Source organism: Prolixibacter sp. DSM 2831, assembly GCF_056493735.1.
In genome coordinates, this window is the sequence record NZ_CM151379.1 from 110,602 (window position 1) to 126,225 (window position 15,624).

Consider the following 15,624-nt stretch of genomic DNA (forward strand, 5'->3'; position numbering starts at 1 on the left):
TGTTAATATTTTTTAAAATCGTCGCAGGGATATTTCATTAGTTTTGCAACGATTATCGTAATAAACCCTCATTTCATGAAACAAGCCATTAGCATTGTAACCTAATGGTCGGCAATGTGTTGGTTCGTTGCATGTGACGTAAAATGAACTAATATCACATGAAAAAGATCCTTTTTGCTCTTTCCTTTCTGATGGCCTTTACGGCTTTGGAAGCTCAGGACATTCAGCTGCATTATGACCTGGGCAAAGACCGCAAGTATTTGACTTCGACGGTTGAAATGTTCAAACCCGACCAGTATGGTAGTACCTTCTTCTTCATCGATATGGACTATGGAGCCAACGATGTGCAAGGGGTGGCTTTGGCTTACTGGGAAATTGCCCGCGGACTCAAATTCTGGGATAATCCGTTTGAAATCCATGTAGAGTACAACGGTGGTTTCGGACAGTATGCCCCGGGTGGTGCTTACCAGATTAACGATGCCTGGCTTTTCGGTGGAAACTACACCTGGAACACGGCTGATTATTCCAAGATTTTTACTTTACAGCTGATGTACAAAACCATCCGCGGAAAGAACAAAAACTCTTTCCAGGTTACTGGCGTGTGGACACTCCAGTTTTTCAACAACAAGTTGACATTGGATGGATTTGCGGATTTCTGGCGCGAGGACAATATGTTTGCTGATAAATCTACCAAGTTCGTTTTCCTGAGTGAACCGCAGTTTTGGTACAATGTGACCAAGAATTTCTCGGTAGGTAGTGAAATTGAGTTGAGTACTAACTTTGGAGGACATGAAGGATTTATGGTGAATCCGACCATTGCCGGTAAATGGACATTCTGATACCGGACATTGTTAAATAACCTGTTATGTTAGAAAAGCTTTTTAAACTTACACAGAACAAAACATCGGTGAAAACCGAAGTGGTGGCCGGAATCACCACGTTTATGACAATGGCATATATCCTTGCGGTGAACCCGACCATTCTTTCGGAAACCGGAATGGATAAGAATGCGCTTTTCACGGCAACGGCTGTTGCCTCAATCGTTGCTACGTTGGTAATGGCTCTCCTGGCGAACCTGCCTTTTGCCTTGGCTCCGGGAATGGGCTTGAATGCTTTCTTTGCTTTTACCGTTTGTCTGGGCATGGGCTTCAGTTGGCAATTTGCACTGACTGCTGTATTCATCGAAGGAATCATTTTCCTGATTCTAACTGCATTTAATATTCGCGAGCTAATTGTGAATGCCATCCCAATTAACCTGAAGCATGCTGTTTCAGCTGGTATCGGTTTGTTTATCGCATTTATCGGAATGCAGGGCTCTGGTTTGATTGTAAATAATGACGCCACTTTGGTTGGTCTCGGCGATATGAGCTCACCGACCGTGCTGGTTACCCTTTTTGGCTTGCTGCTCACCGGGGTATTGCTGGCTTTGCGGGTGAAAGGTGCCCTGTTGATTGGTATCTTTGCTTCGACTATTTTGGGTATTCCGCTGGGCGTGACTCATCTTCCCGAAGGACATGTATTAAGTCTGCCGCCGTCCATTGCTCCCATCGCTTTCAAATTCGATTTCAGCAAGGTTTTCTCTCTCGATATGGTGATCATTCTCTTCACCTTCTTGTTTGTCGATATGTTCGATACGGTTGGAACCCTGGTGGGTGTATCGTCGAAAGCCAACATGCTGGATTCGGAAGGACGCGTTCCCCGTGTAAAGCAAGCACTGTTTGCTGACGCAGTAGGAACTACTTTTGGTGCCATGCTGGGTACTTCTACAGTTACCACTTACGTGGAAAGCGCTTCGGGCGTGGCTGAAGGCGGAAAAACCGGATTAACATCGCTGACGGTTGCCGGAATGTTCTTCCTGGCATTGTTCCTGGCTCCGCTTTTCCTGATGGTTCCGGGTGCAGCTACGGCTCCGGCCCTGATTTTGGTCGGTTCGTTTATGATGTCACCAATTCTGAAAATCAACTTTGATGATTACACCGAGTCGATTCCGGCATTCCTGACCATCGTCATGATGCCGCTGACCTACAGTATTGCCGAAGGTATTGTTTTCGGAATGCTTTCATATGTACTGCTCAAAGTTTTGTCGGGTAAGATGAAAGATGTTAGTGTCATTATGTATGTTCTGGCAGTTTTATTCGTTCTGAAGTTTTTGGTTTAGACAGAATCTATTCCAGTTATATACTACTAAAAAAGGCCTTTTCAAGTTTTGGAAAGGCTTTTTTTATTCGGTCAAATATTCTATTTTTGGCTTCACCACAAAGGGACGTTAGCTCAGTTGGTTTAGAGCGCTACCTTGACAGGGTAGAAGTCACTGGTTCGAATCCAGTACGTCCCACACTTTTCTTAGCTTACCACAACAATTTGACTACCCGGAATCCTGAAATCGACCACGAAAGAGTTAAGTAACATTGAGAGATATTTAGGTGAAACAGCGGTTATTCGGCCCAATTCATTAGACAGACTTATTGGTTGAATAACAGTATCCCTGAATAAAAAGGTAAAATAATGGTTGGGAATTTTAAAAATCGCAAGTGACGCACATGTAAAGATTGAGATCTTTCATGACGAAAGACAGATTAATTTTTATATTTGTTCAAACTTGAAATGATTTATTCTAAACCAAATCATTAACTGAAAACAAAGCATAATGGAACAAAAGCACGCTAATTACGGACTTGGAATGTCCGTTTTCGGAGCCATATTTTTCATTTTTGGTTTCGCAACTACTTTCATCATCACGTTAAGTGCCAAGGTGAAGATGATTTTTACCTTGTCGGAATTTGAAGCCCAGCTTTTAACTGCTGCATTCTTCCTTACCTATCCGGTTTTATCGATTCCCACAGGCTATCTTATTAATCGTATTGGGTACAAAACAGCTGTTGTAGCCGGACTTATTGTAATGGCAATAGGTAGCTTCCTGTTTTTCCCGGCAGCAGCCATTCCGTCTTTCGGATTGTTCCTGACTGCAACTTTTGTGTTGGCTGCGGGAGTGGTTATTCTCCAAACAGCTGCCAATCCTTATGTAACGGCTCTTGGTCCGGAATCGAGTGCTTCAGGACGACTAAACCTGACGCAGGCGTTGAATTCCATCGCTACCATGATTGCTCCCTGGATTATTTCCGTAGCTATTTTCAAAGGCGCAGGCGATATGCTTGATGCTGCGGCTTCCGCAAAGACCGTTCAGCTGCCATTTATTATCATGGGAGTTATTATTACACTGGTTGCGATTGCCATTATGGCGATTAAGCTTCCTGTTTTGCTTGACAGCGAAGAGATGGCTAATCCGGAGCGTGTTAAGAAGAGTGTTTGGAAGTATCCCCACGTATTATTGGGAGCTTTAGGTATTTTCTTTTACGTAGGTGCTGAAGTAGGAAACGCCGGATTGCTGGTTAACTATCTGCAATCTCTTCAGGGGTTGAATATTACTCCTGAAATTGCCTCGCGTTTTGCTGCTATTTACTGGGGAGGTGCTATGATTGGCCGTTTCTTCGGTTCGATTCTGCTCTCAGAAATGAAAGGAAATAAGTTGCCTTATATTTTCGGAGTGCTGATTCTTGCACTCGTTTCAGGTGCTTTTGTTACCGACTGGAACTTTAACTATGGTGCTTACTTCCTGTTGATTGCTGTAATCAACTTTGCCATTATGCAATTGGGTAAAGGAAACGCCAACCGTACCCTGGCTGTTTTTGCGGGTGTTGCTGCTATTTTGGCCATTACAACCGCGGTTACTACAGGAAGTGTTTCTCTTTGGACCATTGTTTCCATCGGTTTCTTTAACTCCATCATGTTCCCGAATATCTTCGCTCTGGCTGTCAGAGACCTCGATAATGCAGAGAAAAGTACGGCTTCCGGAATTATCAACAGTTTGATTTTCGGAGGTGCTGTTCTTCCTCTTATTATGGGAACCATTGCCGATAGCTACGGTTATACCTGGGCATTCTTTGTACCGGCATTCAGTTACCTGTACATCTTCTTTTATGCTGTTAAGGGAAGTAAGATTCGTTAATCACTAATAAGAATATCAATAGGATTCAGGTCCCAAACGTAAAGCTTTTACTTTGGGACTTGTTCCCTCTTTTAAAAACATAAAAACACATGAAAAGAGTTGCGATAGGTATAGATATCGGCGGAACCAATACCGTTCTGGGTGTGGTTGACGAAAATGGCGATGTCCTGGTAAAAGATTCCATCTCAACACCAAACCATGGTGATGTCGGCAAATATGTTGCTTCGTTAAGCGAAAGTATCAACGAGTTAATCGATTCTGTTCACAAGCTGAATGCTGATGCAGAAGTGATGGGTATCGGTATTGGTGCTCCTAACGGAAACTACTATAAAGGAACCATCGAGCAGGCAGCTAACCTGGCTTTTAAAGGAGTGGTGCCACTGGTTGATTTGCTGAAAGAGAATTTTCCGCATCTGAAAGCGCTGGCGTTAACTAACGATGCCAATGCAGCTGCTATGGGCGAAATGATTTACGGAGGCGCCAAAGGCATGAAGAATTTCGTGATGATTACCCTCGGTACAGGTTTGGGAAGTGGTATTGTGGTAAATGGTGATTTGGTTTATGGCCATGACGGTTTTGCCGGCGAAGTAGGCCACACAACTGTTATTCCGCATGGACGTGTTTGCGGTTGCGGCGGTGCAGGTCACCTCGAAGCTTACTGTTCAGCACCTGGTATCAAACGTACCGTATTTGAACTGTTGACCAAATATAATGGTGGCAGTGAATTGACGAAATATTCGTTCGATGAACTCGACTCGAAGAAGGTATTCGAAGCTGCTGAAAAAGGTGATAAAGTTGCCTTGGAAGCATTTGAAATTACCGGTGAACTGCTCGGTCAGGGACTCGGTGATACGGTTTGTCACCTGAGCCCGGAAGCCATCTTCCTGTTTGGAGGGCCAACTGCTGCCGGCGATCTGATTTTCAAACCCACCAAGGAAAGTATGGAAAGACATGTGCTGCCTATTTTCCGTAACAAGGTGGAGATTCTTCCTTCGAAACTGAAAGCTGGTTCTGCAGCCATTGTTGGTGCCAGTGCATTGGTTTGGAAAGAACTGGAAAAGGAATAAAAGAGAATACTTGTATATAAAAAAGGCTGTTCCGTTTGGGACAGCCTTTCTTGTTTTATAGCGAAAAATTATTCTAAATCAGAAACGTAAAGTCACGCCGGCCAGGACGGATGTTCCCGGCATCGGGTAACCGTAATTGATTTCGTAGTTCGCACTGGTCAGGTTGTCGCCCGACACATATACATCAAGGTATTTATTGACTTTGTAGTTCAGTTTTCCGTTGACCACCACGTAATTCTGACTGACACGCGTATCTCCTTCCACCAGCGTGTAAAGTCCCGAAATCCATTGCATATTGGTATTCAGGGTGAATTTCCCGAAAAGGTAATTTACACCAAAATACAACTGATTTTCAGGTGATGCCAGTTTTGGCGTGTCCATGTGCAGGTAACTGTAGTTGGCGTCGAAAGCTAAATTGGACAATGCGTAATATTTGGCGTCCAATTCCAGGCCGTAGTGCTTAAATGCGCCGGTGTTTTCATTTCGGACGGGAGGAAAAGAACCAGTAGGTACTAACTGGATAAGATTTTTTCCTTTCAGATAATAAATATCAGCTTCCAACTGCAACTTCTTGTTCAACAACGATTGGTTGTAGCCGATTTCATAGTTCCACATGCTTTCGGGTTGCAGGTTCGGATTGGCTGGCGGGAACAGATACAATTCCCGTACGTTCGGGCTGCGAAATCCTTTCGATGCCAACAGCTTAACATCGCTGTTTTCGGTCGTTTTGAAGGTCAGTGCAAACTGCGGAATCCATTCATGGCCAAACGTTGTGTGGTGTTGGTAGCGCAATCCGGCGTTAGCTGTCAGCCATCCGAAAAAAGTTTGCTGAACAAAAGAGTAAATACCTGTTTCGTTTATCCAAATCCATTTGTCGTTGTACGGCGATGGCACCATCGTTGGCGGTCCGTTGGGATTCATTTGGGGAACCATCACCGGGGAACCTTTTCCGCCATAGCGATTCCAGTCAATACCAATTCCAATCAGGTTGTGGTTGATTAGTTTTAAGCCCTGAAAAAAGTTGACACCAAAATTTTTATCAATTGAATTCCACCCATCGTACAATAAGTGATGTCCGCGATTGAAGAAGAGCTTCAGCTTGCCGTCAGCTTTGTCGTAATGGTTCGATAGGGTCAGCGTTGTGTTCGTCCGCTTAATATCGTTCCAGGCGCCGTTATTGGCATATATCGATAGATCGGATGCATTGACCGGTCCCGGATCGTGAGCGGTGAAATTGACATAGCTTCCGTCCCAAACTAAATCAAGATGGTCGTTAAACTGATATCCCGTTTTCAGGTAAGCCGTATTGTTTTTAAAATCGGAATTGTCGCGTGAACCGTCCGTTGAATCGAAATTGTAAGACGCGAAAATATTCAGTCCGTTTCCGCGATAGCCAGCCGAACCTGCCGCTTTTACCGTGTTGAACGAGCCATATTGTCCGCGAACCTGACCCGAAAAGCCCTCTTTATCTTCCTTCCGGGTGATGAGGTTAATAACACCTCCCATGGCATTGGTTCCGTAAAGCAACGAGCCCGGACCGCGAATCACTTCTACCTTTTCCAGATCGGAACTGACGTAGCTGTCGGGAAATGGATGGCCCATTAAGCCCATCATCTGCGGTTGACCGTCAATCATCACCAACACTTCCGAGGTCGCGCCGTTGAGGCCAACTCCGCGAATGGTAATTTGTCCCGCTGAACCGCTGGCCACGCCAAAACCGCTGTATCCGCGCTGAGTGACAAACATGCCGGGAACTTTGGCGCTCAGCAGAGGCAGAATGTTGGTTTGCGAACTGTTTTCAATTTCGGCTTCATTAACAACAGAGGTTGTAAGCGGAACCAGTTCACGGGTTGTTGCCACCTGGTTTCCGGTAACGAGCACCTGCTCTTGTTGGTAAATTTTCGAAACCAGCTGAAAGTCGGCCTTTGTCGTTTCGCCGGCTTTCACCGTGACCGTTTTCCCGGTAGGCTCGTAACCAATAAAAGATACTTTGATTTGGTAAGTACCTGGTTTTAGGTGATCGAATTGATATTGTCCTTCATTTCCGGCAATCCGGCCCATGCTGGTTCCACGGATGCTAACGGTAGCTTGTTGCAAGGGCGCTCCGGTTTGACTATCGGTGATTCGGCCCTCAAGGGTTTGGCCCAATACCTGATAAACAGGGAATAGCATGAAGGATAAAAAAAGAAAAGTGCAAATTTTTTTCATTATTTAGTTAGTTAATTTATTGTACGTGACTAAGATGGCCAGTATAATTTCTTTCCGAATCCAAGTCGGTTATCCGTCATTTTCATCGACTCAATTACCAACACCCATAATTTGGTGTCCATTAGTGCGGCATAGGGAAACTTCTTCAGATAGCGTTTCTTCACCTTGCCGGATAATTCGCCTTCGGGCAATTCCAGTTTTCCGGTAATTTGTAGCCCCCTGATTTTTCCTACAACGCCTGTTTCCAGTACGATGGAGGCTGCTACCTGTTGATTAGCTAATGCTTCCCGAATGTGCCGGGTTTCATCGTCCGAAGTAAAGATGAGTACATTCTCATCTTCGTGATAAGCATAAAAACAGTTAGCACACCACGGTTGTCCGTTTTGGCTGGTAGCCAGCGTCAGGACATGGTGCTCCTTAATGAAATCGCGAATGCGTTTGTCGGGTTTTTCCATTTTTCGTGTCTTCAGCTATCAAAAATAGAAATTCTAGTGTTAATCTACTTGGTTGGGTTTTAATGTTGAAGCGTTATAAATTTCTTTACGGCCAAATGAACTGAATGTTTTGTTTGATGTCGGGATGAAGGCTCAATGCTACCGGACACGTTTTTGAAACTGCTTCGAGTAACTTTTTATCTTTTTCACTGTAAGGCTTATCAGGAAAACGAAATGTAACCTGAATTTCACCAATGCGACGTGGATTAGCAGCCATGATTTTGGTAATCTCGATTTGAGTTCCCTCCAAATCAATTCCTTTGTCCCGAGCCTTAATTCCCATGATGGTCATGATGCAATCGCCCAGCGCGGTTGCTGCCAGATCGGTTGGCGAGAAAGCTTCACCACGGCCCTGGTTATCCAGTGGCGCATCGGTTATTAGTTTGCATCCCGATTGGAGATGTTCGTTTTCCGTTCTGAGGTTTCCCAGGTATTTTGTCTTAACGGTTGGCATACAAATGAATCTTATTGTGTTATGGTTACGGTAACGGAACGTTTGTTCCTCTTTTCTCTCTTCAAAAATAATTACCTTCGTAGAAATTTTAAAGATACGCGAAAATGTTCTCAGGAATCGTCGAAGGAATGGGCACTGTAGTGTCCATCGATAAAGAACAGGAAAATGTTCACCTTACACTGGAGTGTGACTTTGTTAACGAGCTGAAGATCGATCAAAGTCTCTCGCACAACGGGGTTTGTCTCACGGTAGTGAAAAGAACCGATAAAACCTACACGGTTACCGCTATCAAGGAGACGCTCCAAAAGTCGAATTTGGGGTTGCTGAAAGTTGGCGATAAGGTCAACCTGGAGCGCAGCATGCCAATCAACGGAAGACTGGACGGACACATTGTTCAGGGACATGTTGACCAGACGGCGAGTTGCCAGAAAGTGGAAGAAGCCGACGGAAGTTGGTATTACACGTTTACTTACGATTTCGATATCGAGAAAGCTCGCCAGGGATACATGACCGTTGAAAAAGGCTCGGTTTGTGTGAACGGTGTCAGTCTCACGGTTGTAAACGCAAAAGACAATAGTTTCCAGGTGGCAATTATTCCTTACACTCAGGAACACACCAACTTCCACACTTTTGAAGCAGGTTCTGTTGTGAATATCGAGTTCGATATCATTGGAAAATATTTGAGCCGGTTGAATACCTATAATCAATAACTGAGCTCACAGGAAATAAAGAAGGAAGGTCCGTAAAATACGGGCCTTTTTTTATGATCAAAGTGAAAGTATTTTTCTGATTCTTAGGCAAAAAAAAGGTTGCAACTCGTGCAACCCCTTTTGTGTATTTAAGGACAACATGTTCTTCTGGGAATTGGGAAAATGGAAAAAGAATAACAAAGTTTGCCCTTAAAATGCCTGCTTTTAAAATCTGCTGCAAAGTAGTAGTTCTACGAGATCTAACCAAATTTTTTTATTAACATTTGTTACGTTCATATCTGTTTTTGCCTTTCCATAATCCACTGAATGTCTTATACCATTCGGTTTAATTAACGGAATCAAATATTCTTCTTTACCATCACATGTTCATACATAAAAAGACTGTTTTCTTGAGTGAATCAATTCGGGAGTGAAAGAGATATATAATATGACTGAAAAATAGTAACTTGAATATCGGAAGATAAGCTATGTCTCTTGTCAACGATTTCATATCACTTTTCTTTCCCCAATTATGCGCTGGCTGTGGCGAACCTTTGGTCCATGGCGAAGAGGAAATTTGTATCCGCTGTCTCGCCGATCTGCCCCGGACGGGATTTGCCCGGTTCGCTGATAATAAAGTGGCCCAGGTTTTCTGGGGACGCATTCCATTGGAGCACGCTGTTTCGCTTTGCTATTTCGAGAAGGGAAGCCGGTTGCAAAAGATGTTTCACCGGATGAAGTACCGGCGCGAACCGGGAGTGGGAAAAGTTCTGGGAAGAGAATTGGGAATTGAATTATTCTCCAGTTCGATGTTCGAAACATTGGACGCGGTTATTCCGGTTCCGCTGCATCCAAGAAAACAAAAGAAACGCGGGTATAACCAGAGCGAGTACATTGCCAATGGTATTAGTGAGGTGATGAATATTCCGGTTATCAGCGATGCGTTGATTCGTAACGTCCATACTTCATCACAAACGCGGAAGAGCCGTTACAACCGTTGGGAGAATGTGGAAGGTATTTTTCAGGTTACGAAACCGGAAAAACTTGGAAATCTGCATGTGCTGGTAGTCGACGATGTAGTAACGACAGGCGCTACCCTCGAAGCTTGTTGTGCACCACTGTTGAAAATTCCGGGTGTGAAAGTGAGTATTGCAACCCTGGCGTGTGCTTAATGGCCCGAATCTCCCGGCCAGCGGTAACTGTCAAGGTGGAGTCCAGCCAGGTCGATAACCCGGTTGATGACTGTCGCGGCTGCTTCTTCCAGCGTTTCGGGGCGACTGTAAAACGAAGGACTGGCGGGACAAATAATCGCTCCGGCTTCAGTAAGTCTGGTCATATTCTGCAAATGAATAAGGCTGTATGGTGTTTCCCGGGGAACGAGAATCAGTTTTTTGCGCTCTTTCAACATTACATCGGCTGCGCGGGTAACCAAATCGTCTGAAACACCTGCGGCAATTCTCCCCATTGTTCCCATCGAACAGGGCACTACCAGCATGGCATGGTAACCTGCTGAGCCGGAGGCAAAGGGCGCATAGAAGTCACTTTTCTTGTATTCGAGGAAAGGATATTCCAGAACGGGCGGTTCGCTATTCAGTTCATAGGACCAGATGTCGCGGGCATTGGTTGACATCACCACACCACAGGATTCAATTTGATCCTTAATGCTTTCCAGCTTTTTCAGCAATGTTGCTGCATAAATCGAGCCGCTTGCTCCGGTAACGGCAACCACCAGTTTTTTTCTCATGATACCAATTCTTCTCTTCCGGTCATCCGGGAAAGTCTATACAGAAGAAACGAAAGACGGGGATAAAAGTTTCTTGCCAAAGTTACCAATCAATTTGATAAAACAACGTAGTCGTAATGGCCCGGCTGTATTGGTCGTCGCGTATGTAAACAATTGATTGTCCAGGTAGATTCCTAATCGGAGTTAGTGAAATAGCGTAACGGATATCGACCTGGAGTTTCGGCAGAACATTGAAGCGACCACCTGCCATTACGTCCCACGTGTTGTCTTTAAATGGTAATGTTTCCTGTGGCGGCAAATCTCCGTAATTATCGAATTCGCGGGAATTAACTAACCGGTTGTATGACACTCCGGCTAGTACCGAAAGCCAGTCTTCAGCCCGATAGCCGATGGTTACGGGCATCTCCATGTAGCCGAGGCGCATCACGTATTTCCGCAATTCACCTGTTTTCGGATTGGGATTCATTCTGCTCCCTTTCTGGGTGTACTTTAATTCCAATCCGCTCCAGAGTTTCGGAGCCAGGTCGATTTGTACCCATCCGCCAGCAACAATTCCGACTTTGTTAAAGCCGGAAGATAAATCACCTTCCACCTGTGTGGCATTGAGTCCTCCCTGTAGACCGCCATAAAATTTCTGCGCATAGAGCGACGCTGGTAGCAGAAACAGAAGAATAATGAATAGTTTTTTCATTTATCGGATTAATTGTCTGTCTATTGCAGACCTATTGTTTTAATATTCTTTTTAACTCGGTGACGCCGGCGCCCGCTTTCATTGCTATAATGTGTACTTCCGGTGAGACCTGGAATGGCGGATTCGGATCGATTAGAAAAACCGGCACATTTTCTCGTGTATAATTCAGTAGTCCTGCCGCCGGGTAAACATTCAATGAAGTGCCGACAATTACCATGATATCTGCCGATTCAACCAATGTAACAGCATCGGGGATGGCGGTAACCGGTTCGCCAAACCATACCACGTGAGGGCGCAGCTGACTTCCTTTTTCACAGTAATCTCCGGGCTTCAGTTCCCAGTTGTCTAGCTCATATACCAGAGATTCATCAACGGTGCTGCGTGCTTTCTTCAGTTCGCCATGCAAATGAAGCACATTTCGCGAGCCGGCTCGTTCATGCAAATCGTCGACATTTTGCGTAATAATCCGAACATCGTAGTCATCCTGCAATTGGGCCAGACCTATATGACCCGCGTTAGGCTCGCACTCGAAAAGCTGTTTCCGGCGTTCGTTATAAAAACGGAGGACCAGTTCTGGATTTCGTCGCCAGGCTTCCGGGCTTGCCACTTCGGTCACATCGTACTGCTCCCATAAACCTCCCATGTCGCGGAAAGTCTTAAGACCGCTTTCGGCTGAAATGCCGGCACCGGATAGTACTACCAGTCGTTTCATTGGCCCGATAACTCTTTAGGTTAAATGTTCGTATGAAAATATACGAAGAATGCGTGAAACCATTATATGGATTCAATAATTCGATATCTTGTTGTTGTTCTAATTTTTACTGTATGACGCGGGAAAACCATGATCCGTATGCCGAAATTGACCAGGCTTTTTTTGCCGATGGATACCGTTTGGCGGCGAGTAATCTGGAAGATAATTTGACCAGGGACTCGCTTATGGCGCATTTAAAAACGCAGTATAGCGTTATCGATAGCCTGTTGGAAGCTTTTCAACATAGAGTCGAATCAAGCGGTAGCCATGTCGATTGCCGGCGGGGATGTTCGTGGTGTTGTCATCAGCAGGTGTTGGTGATGCCGGCAGAGATGCTGTTAATCGCTGACTATATCGGGACGAATTTCGATGATGAAACCAAGAAATCGATTCTGGGTCGAACTGTGGACAAGGATGAGAAAGTAAAAGGCTTAGTGGCTGAGAAGGCTTTGCAGGCAAAAATTCCGTGTCCGTTACTCCAGGACGGGAGTTGCAGCATTTATCCGGTTCGGCCAATGGCGTGCCGAATCTATTTGTCCTCTAGTCTGAATAGCTGTCTTCAGGAATTTTACCATCCAGAAAAACCGGATGCATACCCCGAGTTATTCGATTTTCCGCTGCATGCAGGGCGAATGATGAATAGTGGATTAATTCAATACCTGAAAGAAAAAGGGATTGCTGTACACGAAAACCGACTGGAAAAAATTCTCAGAGTACTGTTGGAGAATCCCGATAAGGGGAATGACTGGTTATCGGGTTCCGACGATTTTGGCGAAGGTCACGAACAAGTTGAGGAAATTGTTCGGCTAAGAGAAAAAGCATAAAAAAGCGGGCATTGCCCGCTCTCTTTTTTAGTACCTTCTATCGGAGCGACGGTTGAAATCTCTGTTTCCACCATCCCGGTTAAAATCTCTGTTTCCACCCTCGCGACGGTAACCTCCTTCACGACGATAGCCACCGCCACCACCACGGTTGCCTCCTTCACGACGGAAGCCACCGCGATCGTCACGCCCGCCGCCTTCGCGGGGCGCTGATTTCTTAACGACAATTGTGCTGCCCTGAAGCTCTGATTCGTTCAGTTCACTGATTGCTTCATAAGCTTCCGGTTCATTAGGCATTTCAACAAATCCATATCTTTTGGAGTTCCCGGTTTCCCGGTCGAAGATAATTTTGGCGTAAGCAACTTCGCCATAGTGTGCAAAAAGATTCTCAAGGTCTTCGCTTGTAGTCTCGGAGCTCAGCTTTGCTACAAAAATGTTCATGATAAATAAAAATTATTAAATAAATAAAAGGGGTAATGAACGCGGTTAGAAGAGAGACAAGCAAAGCAAGTGTTTTTTTAATCGGCTCACAGAACTTATTTCTAATCTATAAGTCAAAAGTAACCTAAAAATTTCAGATTGATACCAACCTTTGGTAAAGATTTTTTCAATTAAGTGTTAATTAACAAACCTATAGAATAATTTTCAAATCAACCGGATACAAGGACAAGCTGCCAATAGGATCTGTCAATTTTCATTACTTTTGCTTCATGATTGATCAGGGTACAATACAACGCATACTGGACAGTTCCGAGATTGTGGACGTCGTTGGTGATTTTGTCACACTCAAACGGCGGGGAACCAATTTCATCGGTTTGTGCCCGTTCCATAACGAGAAAACTCCTTCGTTTAATGTGTCGCCTTCCAAAGGAATTTATAAATGCTTTGGTTGCGGAAAAGGAGGAAGTGTCGTCAACTTTGTGATGGAGCATGAGCACCTCTCGTATGTGGAGGCCCTGAAGTGGTTGGCGAAAAAATACAATATCGAGGTAAATGAACGGGAAGAAACGCCCGAAGATATTCAGGCCCGTAACGATCGCGAGAGCCAGATGATTGTCACCTCGTTTGCACAGAAATATTTTACCAGCCAGCTTTGGGACAGTAATGAGGGCCGGATTGCTGCACTGGGCTATTTCCGCGAACGCGGATTACGCGACGACATGGTCCGGAAATTCGAGTTGGGATACTGCCCTTCCGGGAATGATGTTTTTACCCAGGAAGCGTTGAAAGCGGGGTACGAGATGAAGTTCCTGGAAAAGACCGGACTCACCATTAAACGCGAAGATTGGATTCGCGACCGGTTCAGCGGCCGTGTCATGTTCCCTATTCATGGTGTTTCGGGGCGGGTAATTGCCTTTGGTGGCCGAACGCTTTCGCAGGATAAGAAAATTGCGAAATACCTCAATTCGCCTGAATCGGATATTTATCACAAAAGCCGAGTTCTATACGGGATTTTCCAGGCAAAACGCAGTATTATTCAAAACGATAAGTGCTACCTGGTAGAAGGTTACACTGACGTAATTGCCATGCATCAGTCGGGCATTGAAAACGTGGTGGCATCGTCGGGTACGTCGCTGACAAGTGACCAAATCAGATTGATTCGCCGGTTTACCAATAACATCACCATTATTTACGATGGCGACCAGGCAGGTATCAAAGCATCTCTGCGGGGAATTGATTTGGTGTTGGAAGAAGGGGTGAACGTTAAAGTGCTTCCGCTTCCGGAAGGCGAAGATCCCGATTCGTTTTCACGTTCGATGGGCTCTTCTGAGTTGCAGGAATACATCACCAAAAACGAAACCGATTTTATCAAGTTCAAAACGCAGCTGTTGCTGGAAGGTACCGAAAACGACCCGATAACGCGTGCGCGGCTGACCACGGACATTGTACGTTCGGTTTCGGTTATCCCGGATGGAATCGTACGGGCGGAATACCTGAAAGAGTGCAGCCGTTTAATGAACGTCAGGGAAGAGGTTTTGTACGAAGAGTTACGGAAGCTGAAGCGCAAACGCGATGACGAAATGTTCCGCAGGGAGCAGCGGGTTAGAATACGCCCGGAAAATGTTGTGGAAGCCCCCGTCGTTGAAGCTAAGAAAGAGGCTGGGCCGGTCAGTAATCCGTGTGCTATAGAAGAGCGGGAAGTGCTTCGAATGATGTTGAAGTATGGCGATCAGAAGCTTTTCGAGGTGGAAAACGATGAAGGTGAAACCGAAGTAATTACCGTCGCCGACTATTTCATCTCGGAACTGGATGCGGACGGCATTGAATCGGTTGACCCGGTGATTCGCCAGGTTTTCCAGGAATGTGATCAGCATTTCGGTGAAGAAGGCTTCGACCCGCTGCGTTACTTTGTTCAGCATCCCGATTCGTCGGTTAGTCAGCTTTGCTCCAATATCTTGTCGGAAAAATATACCGAAAGTCAGTTCTGGAAAAAGCAGGGAAGTTATGTCGAAGAGGAGCACGATATCTTGTACATGCTGGTGCCCCGGTTGTTACAGGAGTATAAACTCCGGATGGTCCGATTTCTCATCAACCAAGCCATCGACGAGATGAAAGAGGCAGCTAAAGGTGACGATTTTGATCGAATTGTCGATTTGCAGAGGAATATTCAGAATCTCAAATCGGTAGAAAAGGAGTTGTCGGATAAACTTGGCAAAAGGACTATTAATTTTTAAACCCAAACAGATACTGATTGGTTA

15 protein-coding genes and 1 tRNA gene are annotated in these 15,624 nt (G+C 45.1%); 9 read left to right on the forward strand and 7 right to left on the reverse strand.

What is annotated here, in order from left to right; all coding sequences use genetic code 11:
* Positions 1 to 158 precede the first annotated feature (158 nt).
* The 5 genes from AC060N_RS00435 (at position 159) to AC060N_RS00455 (ending at position 5,073) form a co-directional block, all read left to right on the forward strand.
* Positions 159 to 839, forward strand: coding sequence for a DUF5020 family protein (locus AC060N_RS00435; RefSeq protein WP_106541057.1), 681 nt, complete (start codon positions 159 to 161; stop codon positions 837 to 839).
* Between the two features lie 26 nt (positions 840 to 865).
* A complete protein-coding gene (locus tag AC060N_RS00440) occupies positions 866 to 2,158 on the forward strand; it encodes an NCS2 family permease (RefSeq protein WP_479525427.1) in 1,293 nt (430 codons plus the stop codon).
* A 102-nt stretch (positions 2,159 to 2,260) separates the two neighbouring features.
* A tRNA-Val gene (locus AC060N_RS00445) sits at positions 2,261 to 2,335 on the forward strand.
* 312 nt (positions 2,336 to 2,647) lie between these two features.
* The gene (locus AC060N_RS00450; RefSeq protein WP_463229092.1) at positions 2,648 to 4,006 is read left to right on the forward strand and encodes an MFS transporter; all 1,359 of its coding nucleotides are present in this window, start codon (positions 2,648 to 2,650) and stop codon (positions 4,004 to 4,006) included.
* A gap of 89 nt (positions 4,007 to 4,095) precedes the next feature.
* Positions 4,096 to 5,073, forward strand: a complete 978-nt coding sequence (locus AC060N_RS00455) for an ROK family protein (protein WP_106541060.1) — start codon at positions 4,096 to 4,098, stop codon at positions 5,071 to 5,073.
* A gap of 78 nt (positions 5,074 to 5,151) precedes the next feature.
* Here AC060N_RS00455 and AC060N_RS00460 read toward each other — a convergent pair whose 3' ends face one another.
* The 3 genes from AC060N_RS00460 to AC060N_RS00470 form a co-directional block, all read right to left on the reverse strand.
* Positions 5,152 to 7,281, reverse strand: a complete 2,130-nt coding sequence (locus tag AC060N_RS00460) for a TonB-dependent receptor (RefSeq protein WP_479525428.1) — start codon at positions 7,279 to 7,281, stop codon at positions 5,152 to 5,154.
* A 29-nt stretch (positions 7,282 to 7,310) separates the two neighbouring features.
* The gene (locus tag AC060N_RS00465; RefSeq protein ID WP_479525429.1) at positions 7,311 to 7,736 is read right to left on the reverse strand and encodes a pyridoxamine 5'-phosphate oxidase family protein; all 426 of its coding nucleotides are present in this window, start codon (positions 7,734 to 7,736) and stop codon (positions 7,311 to 7,313) included.
* A gap of 85 nt (positions 7,737 to 7,821) precedes the next feature.
* Complete coding sequence (locus AC060N_RS00470) at positions 7,822 to 8,229, reverse strand: OsmC family protein (protein WP_479525430.1); 408 nt, start codon at positions 8,227 to 8,229, stop codon at positions 7,822 to 7,824.
* 104 nt (positions 8,230 to 8,333) lie between these two features.
* Between AC060N_RS00470 and AC060N_RS00475 the strand changes: the two genes are divergently transcribed.
* Complete coding sequence (locus AC060N_RS00475) at positions 8,334 to 8,939, forward strand: riboflavin synthase (protein ID WP_479525431.1); 606 nt, start codon at positions 8,334 to 8,336, stop codon at positions 8,937 to 8,939.
* Between the two features lie 467 nt (positions 8,940 to 9,406).
* On the forward strand, positions 9,407 to 10,090 hold the full coding sequence (locus tag AC060N_RS00480; protein ID WP_479525432.1) for a ComF family protein: 684 nt from the start codon (positions 9,407 to 9,409) through the stop codon (positions 10,088 to 10,090).
* On the opposite strand, the gene AC060N_RS00485 is transcribed toward AC060N_RS00480, so the two are convergent.
* The 3 genes from AC060N_RS00485 to AC060N_RS00495 all read right to left on the reverse strand — a co-directional run bounded on the left by AC060N_RS00485 (position 10,087) and on the right by AC060N_RS00495 (position 12,065).
* Positions 10,087 to 10,662, reverse strand: coding sequence for a UbiX family flavin prenyltransferase (locus tag AC060N_RS00485; RefSeq protein ID WP_479525433.1), 576 nt, complete (start codon positions 10,660 to 10,662; stop codon positions 10,087 to 10,089). The genes AC060N_RS00480 and AC060N_RS00485 overlap by 4 nt on opposite strands.
* 82 nt (positions 10,663 to 10,744) lie before the next feature.
* Positions 10,745 to 11,353 carry an outer membrane beta-barrel protein gene (locus AC060N_RS00490; RefSeq protein WP_463237372.1) on the reverse strand — a complete coding sequence of 203 codons (609 nt, stop codon included), beginning with the start codon at positions 11,351 to 11,353 and terminating at the stop codon, positions 10,745 to 10,747.
* Between the two features lie 31 nt (positions 11,354 to 11,384).
* Positions 11,385 to 12,065: an SIR2 family NAD-dependent protein deacylase gene (locus AC060N_RS00495; protein ID WP_479525434.1), complete on the reverse strand. Its 681-nt coding sequence runs from the start codon at positions 12,063 to 12,065 to the stop codon at positions 11,385 to 11,387.
* A 113-nt stretch (positions 12,066 to 12,178) separates the two neighbouring features.
* On the opposite strand from AC060N_RS00495, the gene AC060N_RS00500 reads away from it, so the two are divergent.
* Positions 12,179 to 12,928 carry a YkgJ family cysteine cluster protein gene (locus tag AC060N_RS00500; RefSeq protein ID WP_479525435.1) on the forward strand — a complete coding sequence of 250 codons (750 nt, stop codon included), beginning with the start codon at positions 12,179 to 12,181 and terminating at the stop codon, positions 12,926 to 12,928.
* 27 nt (positions 12,929 to 12,955) lie between these two features.
* Here AC060N_RS00500 and AC060N_RS00505 read toward each other — a convergent pair whose 3' ends face one another.
* Positions 12,956 to 13,366 (reverse strand): RNA recognition motif domain-containing protein, encoded by a 411-nt coding sequence (locus AC060N_RS00505; RefSeq protein WP_479525436.1) that lies wholly within the window; start codon positions 13,364 to 13,366, stop codon positions 12,956 to 12,958.
* 269 nt (positions 13,367 to 13,635) lie between these two features.
* Here AC060N_RS00505 and dnaG point away from each other — a divergent pair, with 269 nt between their 5' ends.
* Positions 13,636 to 15,600, forward strand: coding sequence for a DNA primase (dnaG, locus tag AC060N_RS00510; protein ID WP_479525437.1), 1,965 nt, complete (start codon positions 13,636 to 13,638; stop codon positions 15,598 to 15,600).
* The last annotated feature ends 24 nt before the right edge of the window (positions 15,601 to 15,624 follow it).

Coding starts and splice junctions, on each gene's coding strand:
- AC060N_RS00495 (WP_479525434.1), bottom strand. CDS start 12,065: ATGAAACGACTGGTAGTACTATCCGGTGCCGGCATTTCAGCCGAAAGC.
- AC060N_RS00475 (WP_479525431.1), top strand. CDS start 8,334: ATGTTCTCAGGAATCGTCGAAGGAATGGGCACTGTAGTGTCCATCGAT.
- AC060N_RS00470 (WP_479525430.1), bottom strand. CDS start 8,229: ATGCCAACCGTTAAGACAAAATACCTGGGAAACCTCAGAACGGAAAAC.
- AC060N_RS00435 (WP_106541057.1), top strand. CDS start 159: ATGAAAAAGATCCTTTTTGCTCTTTCCTTTCTGATGGCCTTTACGGCT.
- dnaG (WP_479525437.1), top strand. CDS start 13,636: ATGATTGATCAGGGTACAATACAACGCATACTGGACAGTTCCGAGATT.
- AC060N_RS00440 (WP_479525427.1), top strand. CDS start 866: ATGTTAGAAAAGCTTTTTAAACTTACACAGAACAAAACATCGGTGAAA.
- AC060N_RS00490 (WP_463237372.1), bottom strand. CDS start 11,353: ATGAAAAAACTATTCATTATTCTTCTGTTTCTGCTACCAGCGTCGCTC.
- AC060N_RS00460 (WP_479525428.1), bottom strand. CDS start 7,281: ATGAAAAAAATTTGCACTTTTCTTTTTTTATCCTTCATGCTATTCCCT.
- AC060N_RS00455 (WP_106541060.1), top strand. CDS start 4,096: ATGAAAAGAGTTGCGATAGGTATAGATATCGGCGGAACCAATACCGTT.
- AC060N_RS00505 (WP_479525436.1), bottom strand. CDS start 13,366: ATGAACATTTTTGTAGCAAAGCTGAGCTCCGAGACTACAAGCGAAGAC.
- AC060N_RS00450 (WP_463229092.1), top strand. CDS start 2,648: ATGGAACAAAAGCACGCTAATTACGGACTTGGAATGTCCGTTTTCGGA.
- AC060N_RS00465 (WP_479525429.1), bottom strand. CDS start 7,736: ATGGAAAAACCCGACAAACGCATTCGCGATTTCATTAAGGAGCACCAT.
- AC060N_RS00480 (WP_479525432.1), top strand. CDS start 9,407: ATGTCTCTTGTCAACGATTTCATATCACTTTTCTTTCCCCAATTATGC.
- AC060N_RS00485 (WP_479525433.1), bottom strand. CDS start 10,662: ATGAGAAAAAAACTGGTGGTTGCCGTTACCGGAGCAAGCGGCTCGATT.
- AC060N_RS00500 (WP_479525435.1), top strand. CDS start 12,179: ATGACGCGGGAAAACCATGATCCGTATGCCGAAATTGACCAGGCTTTT.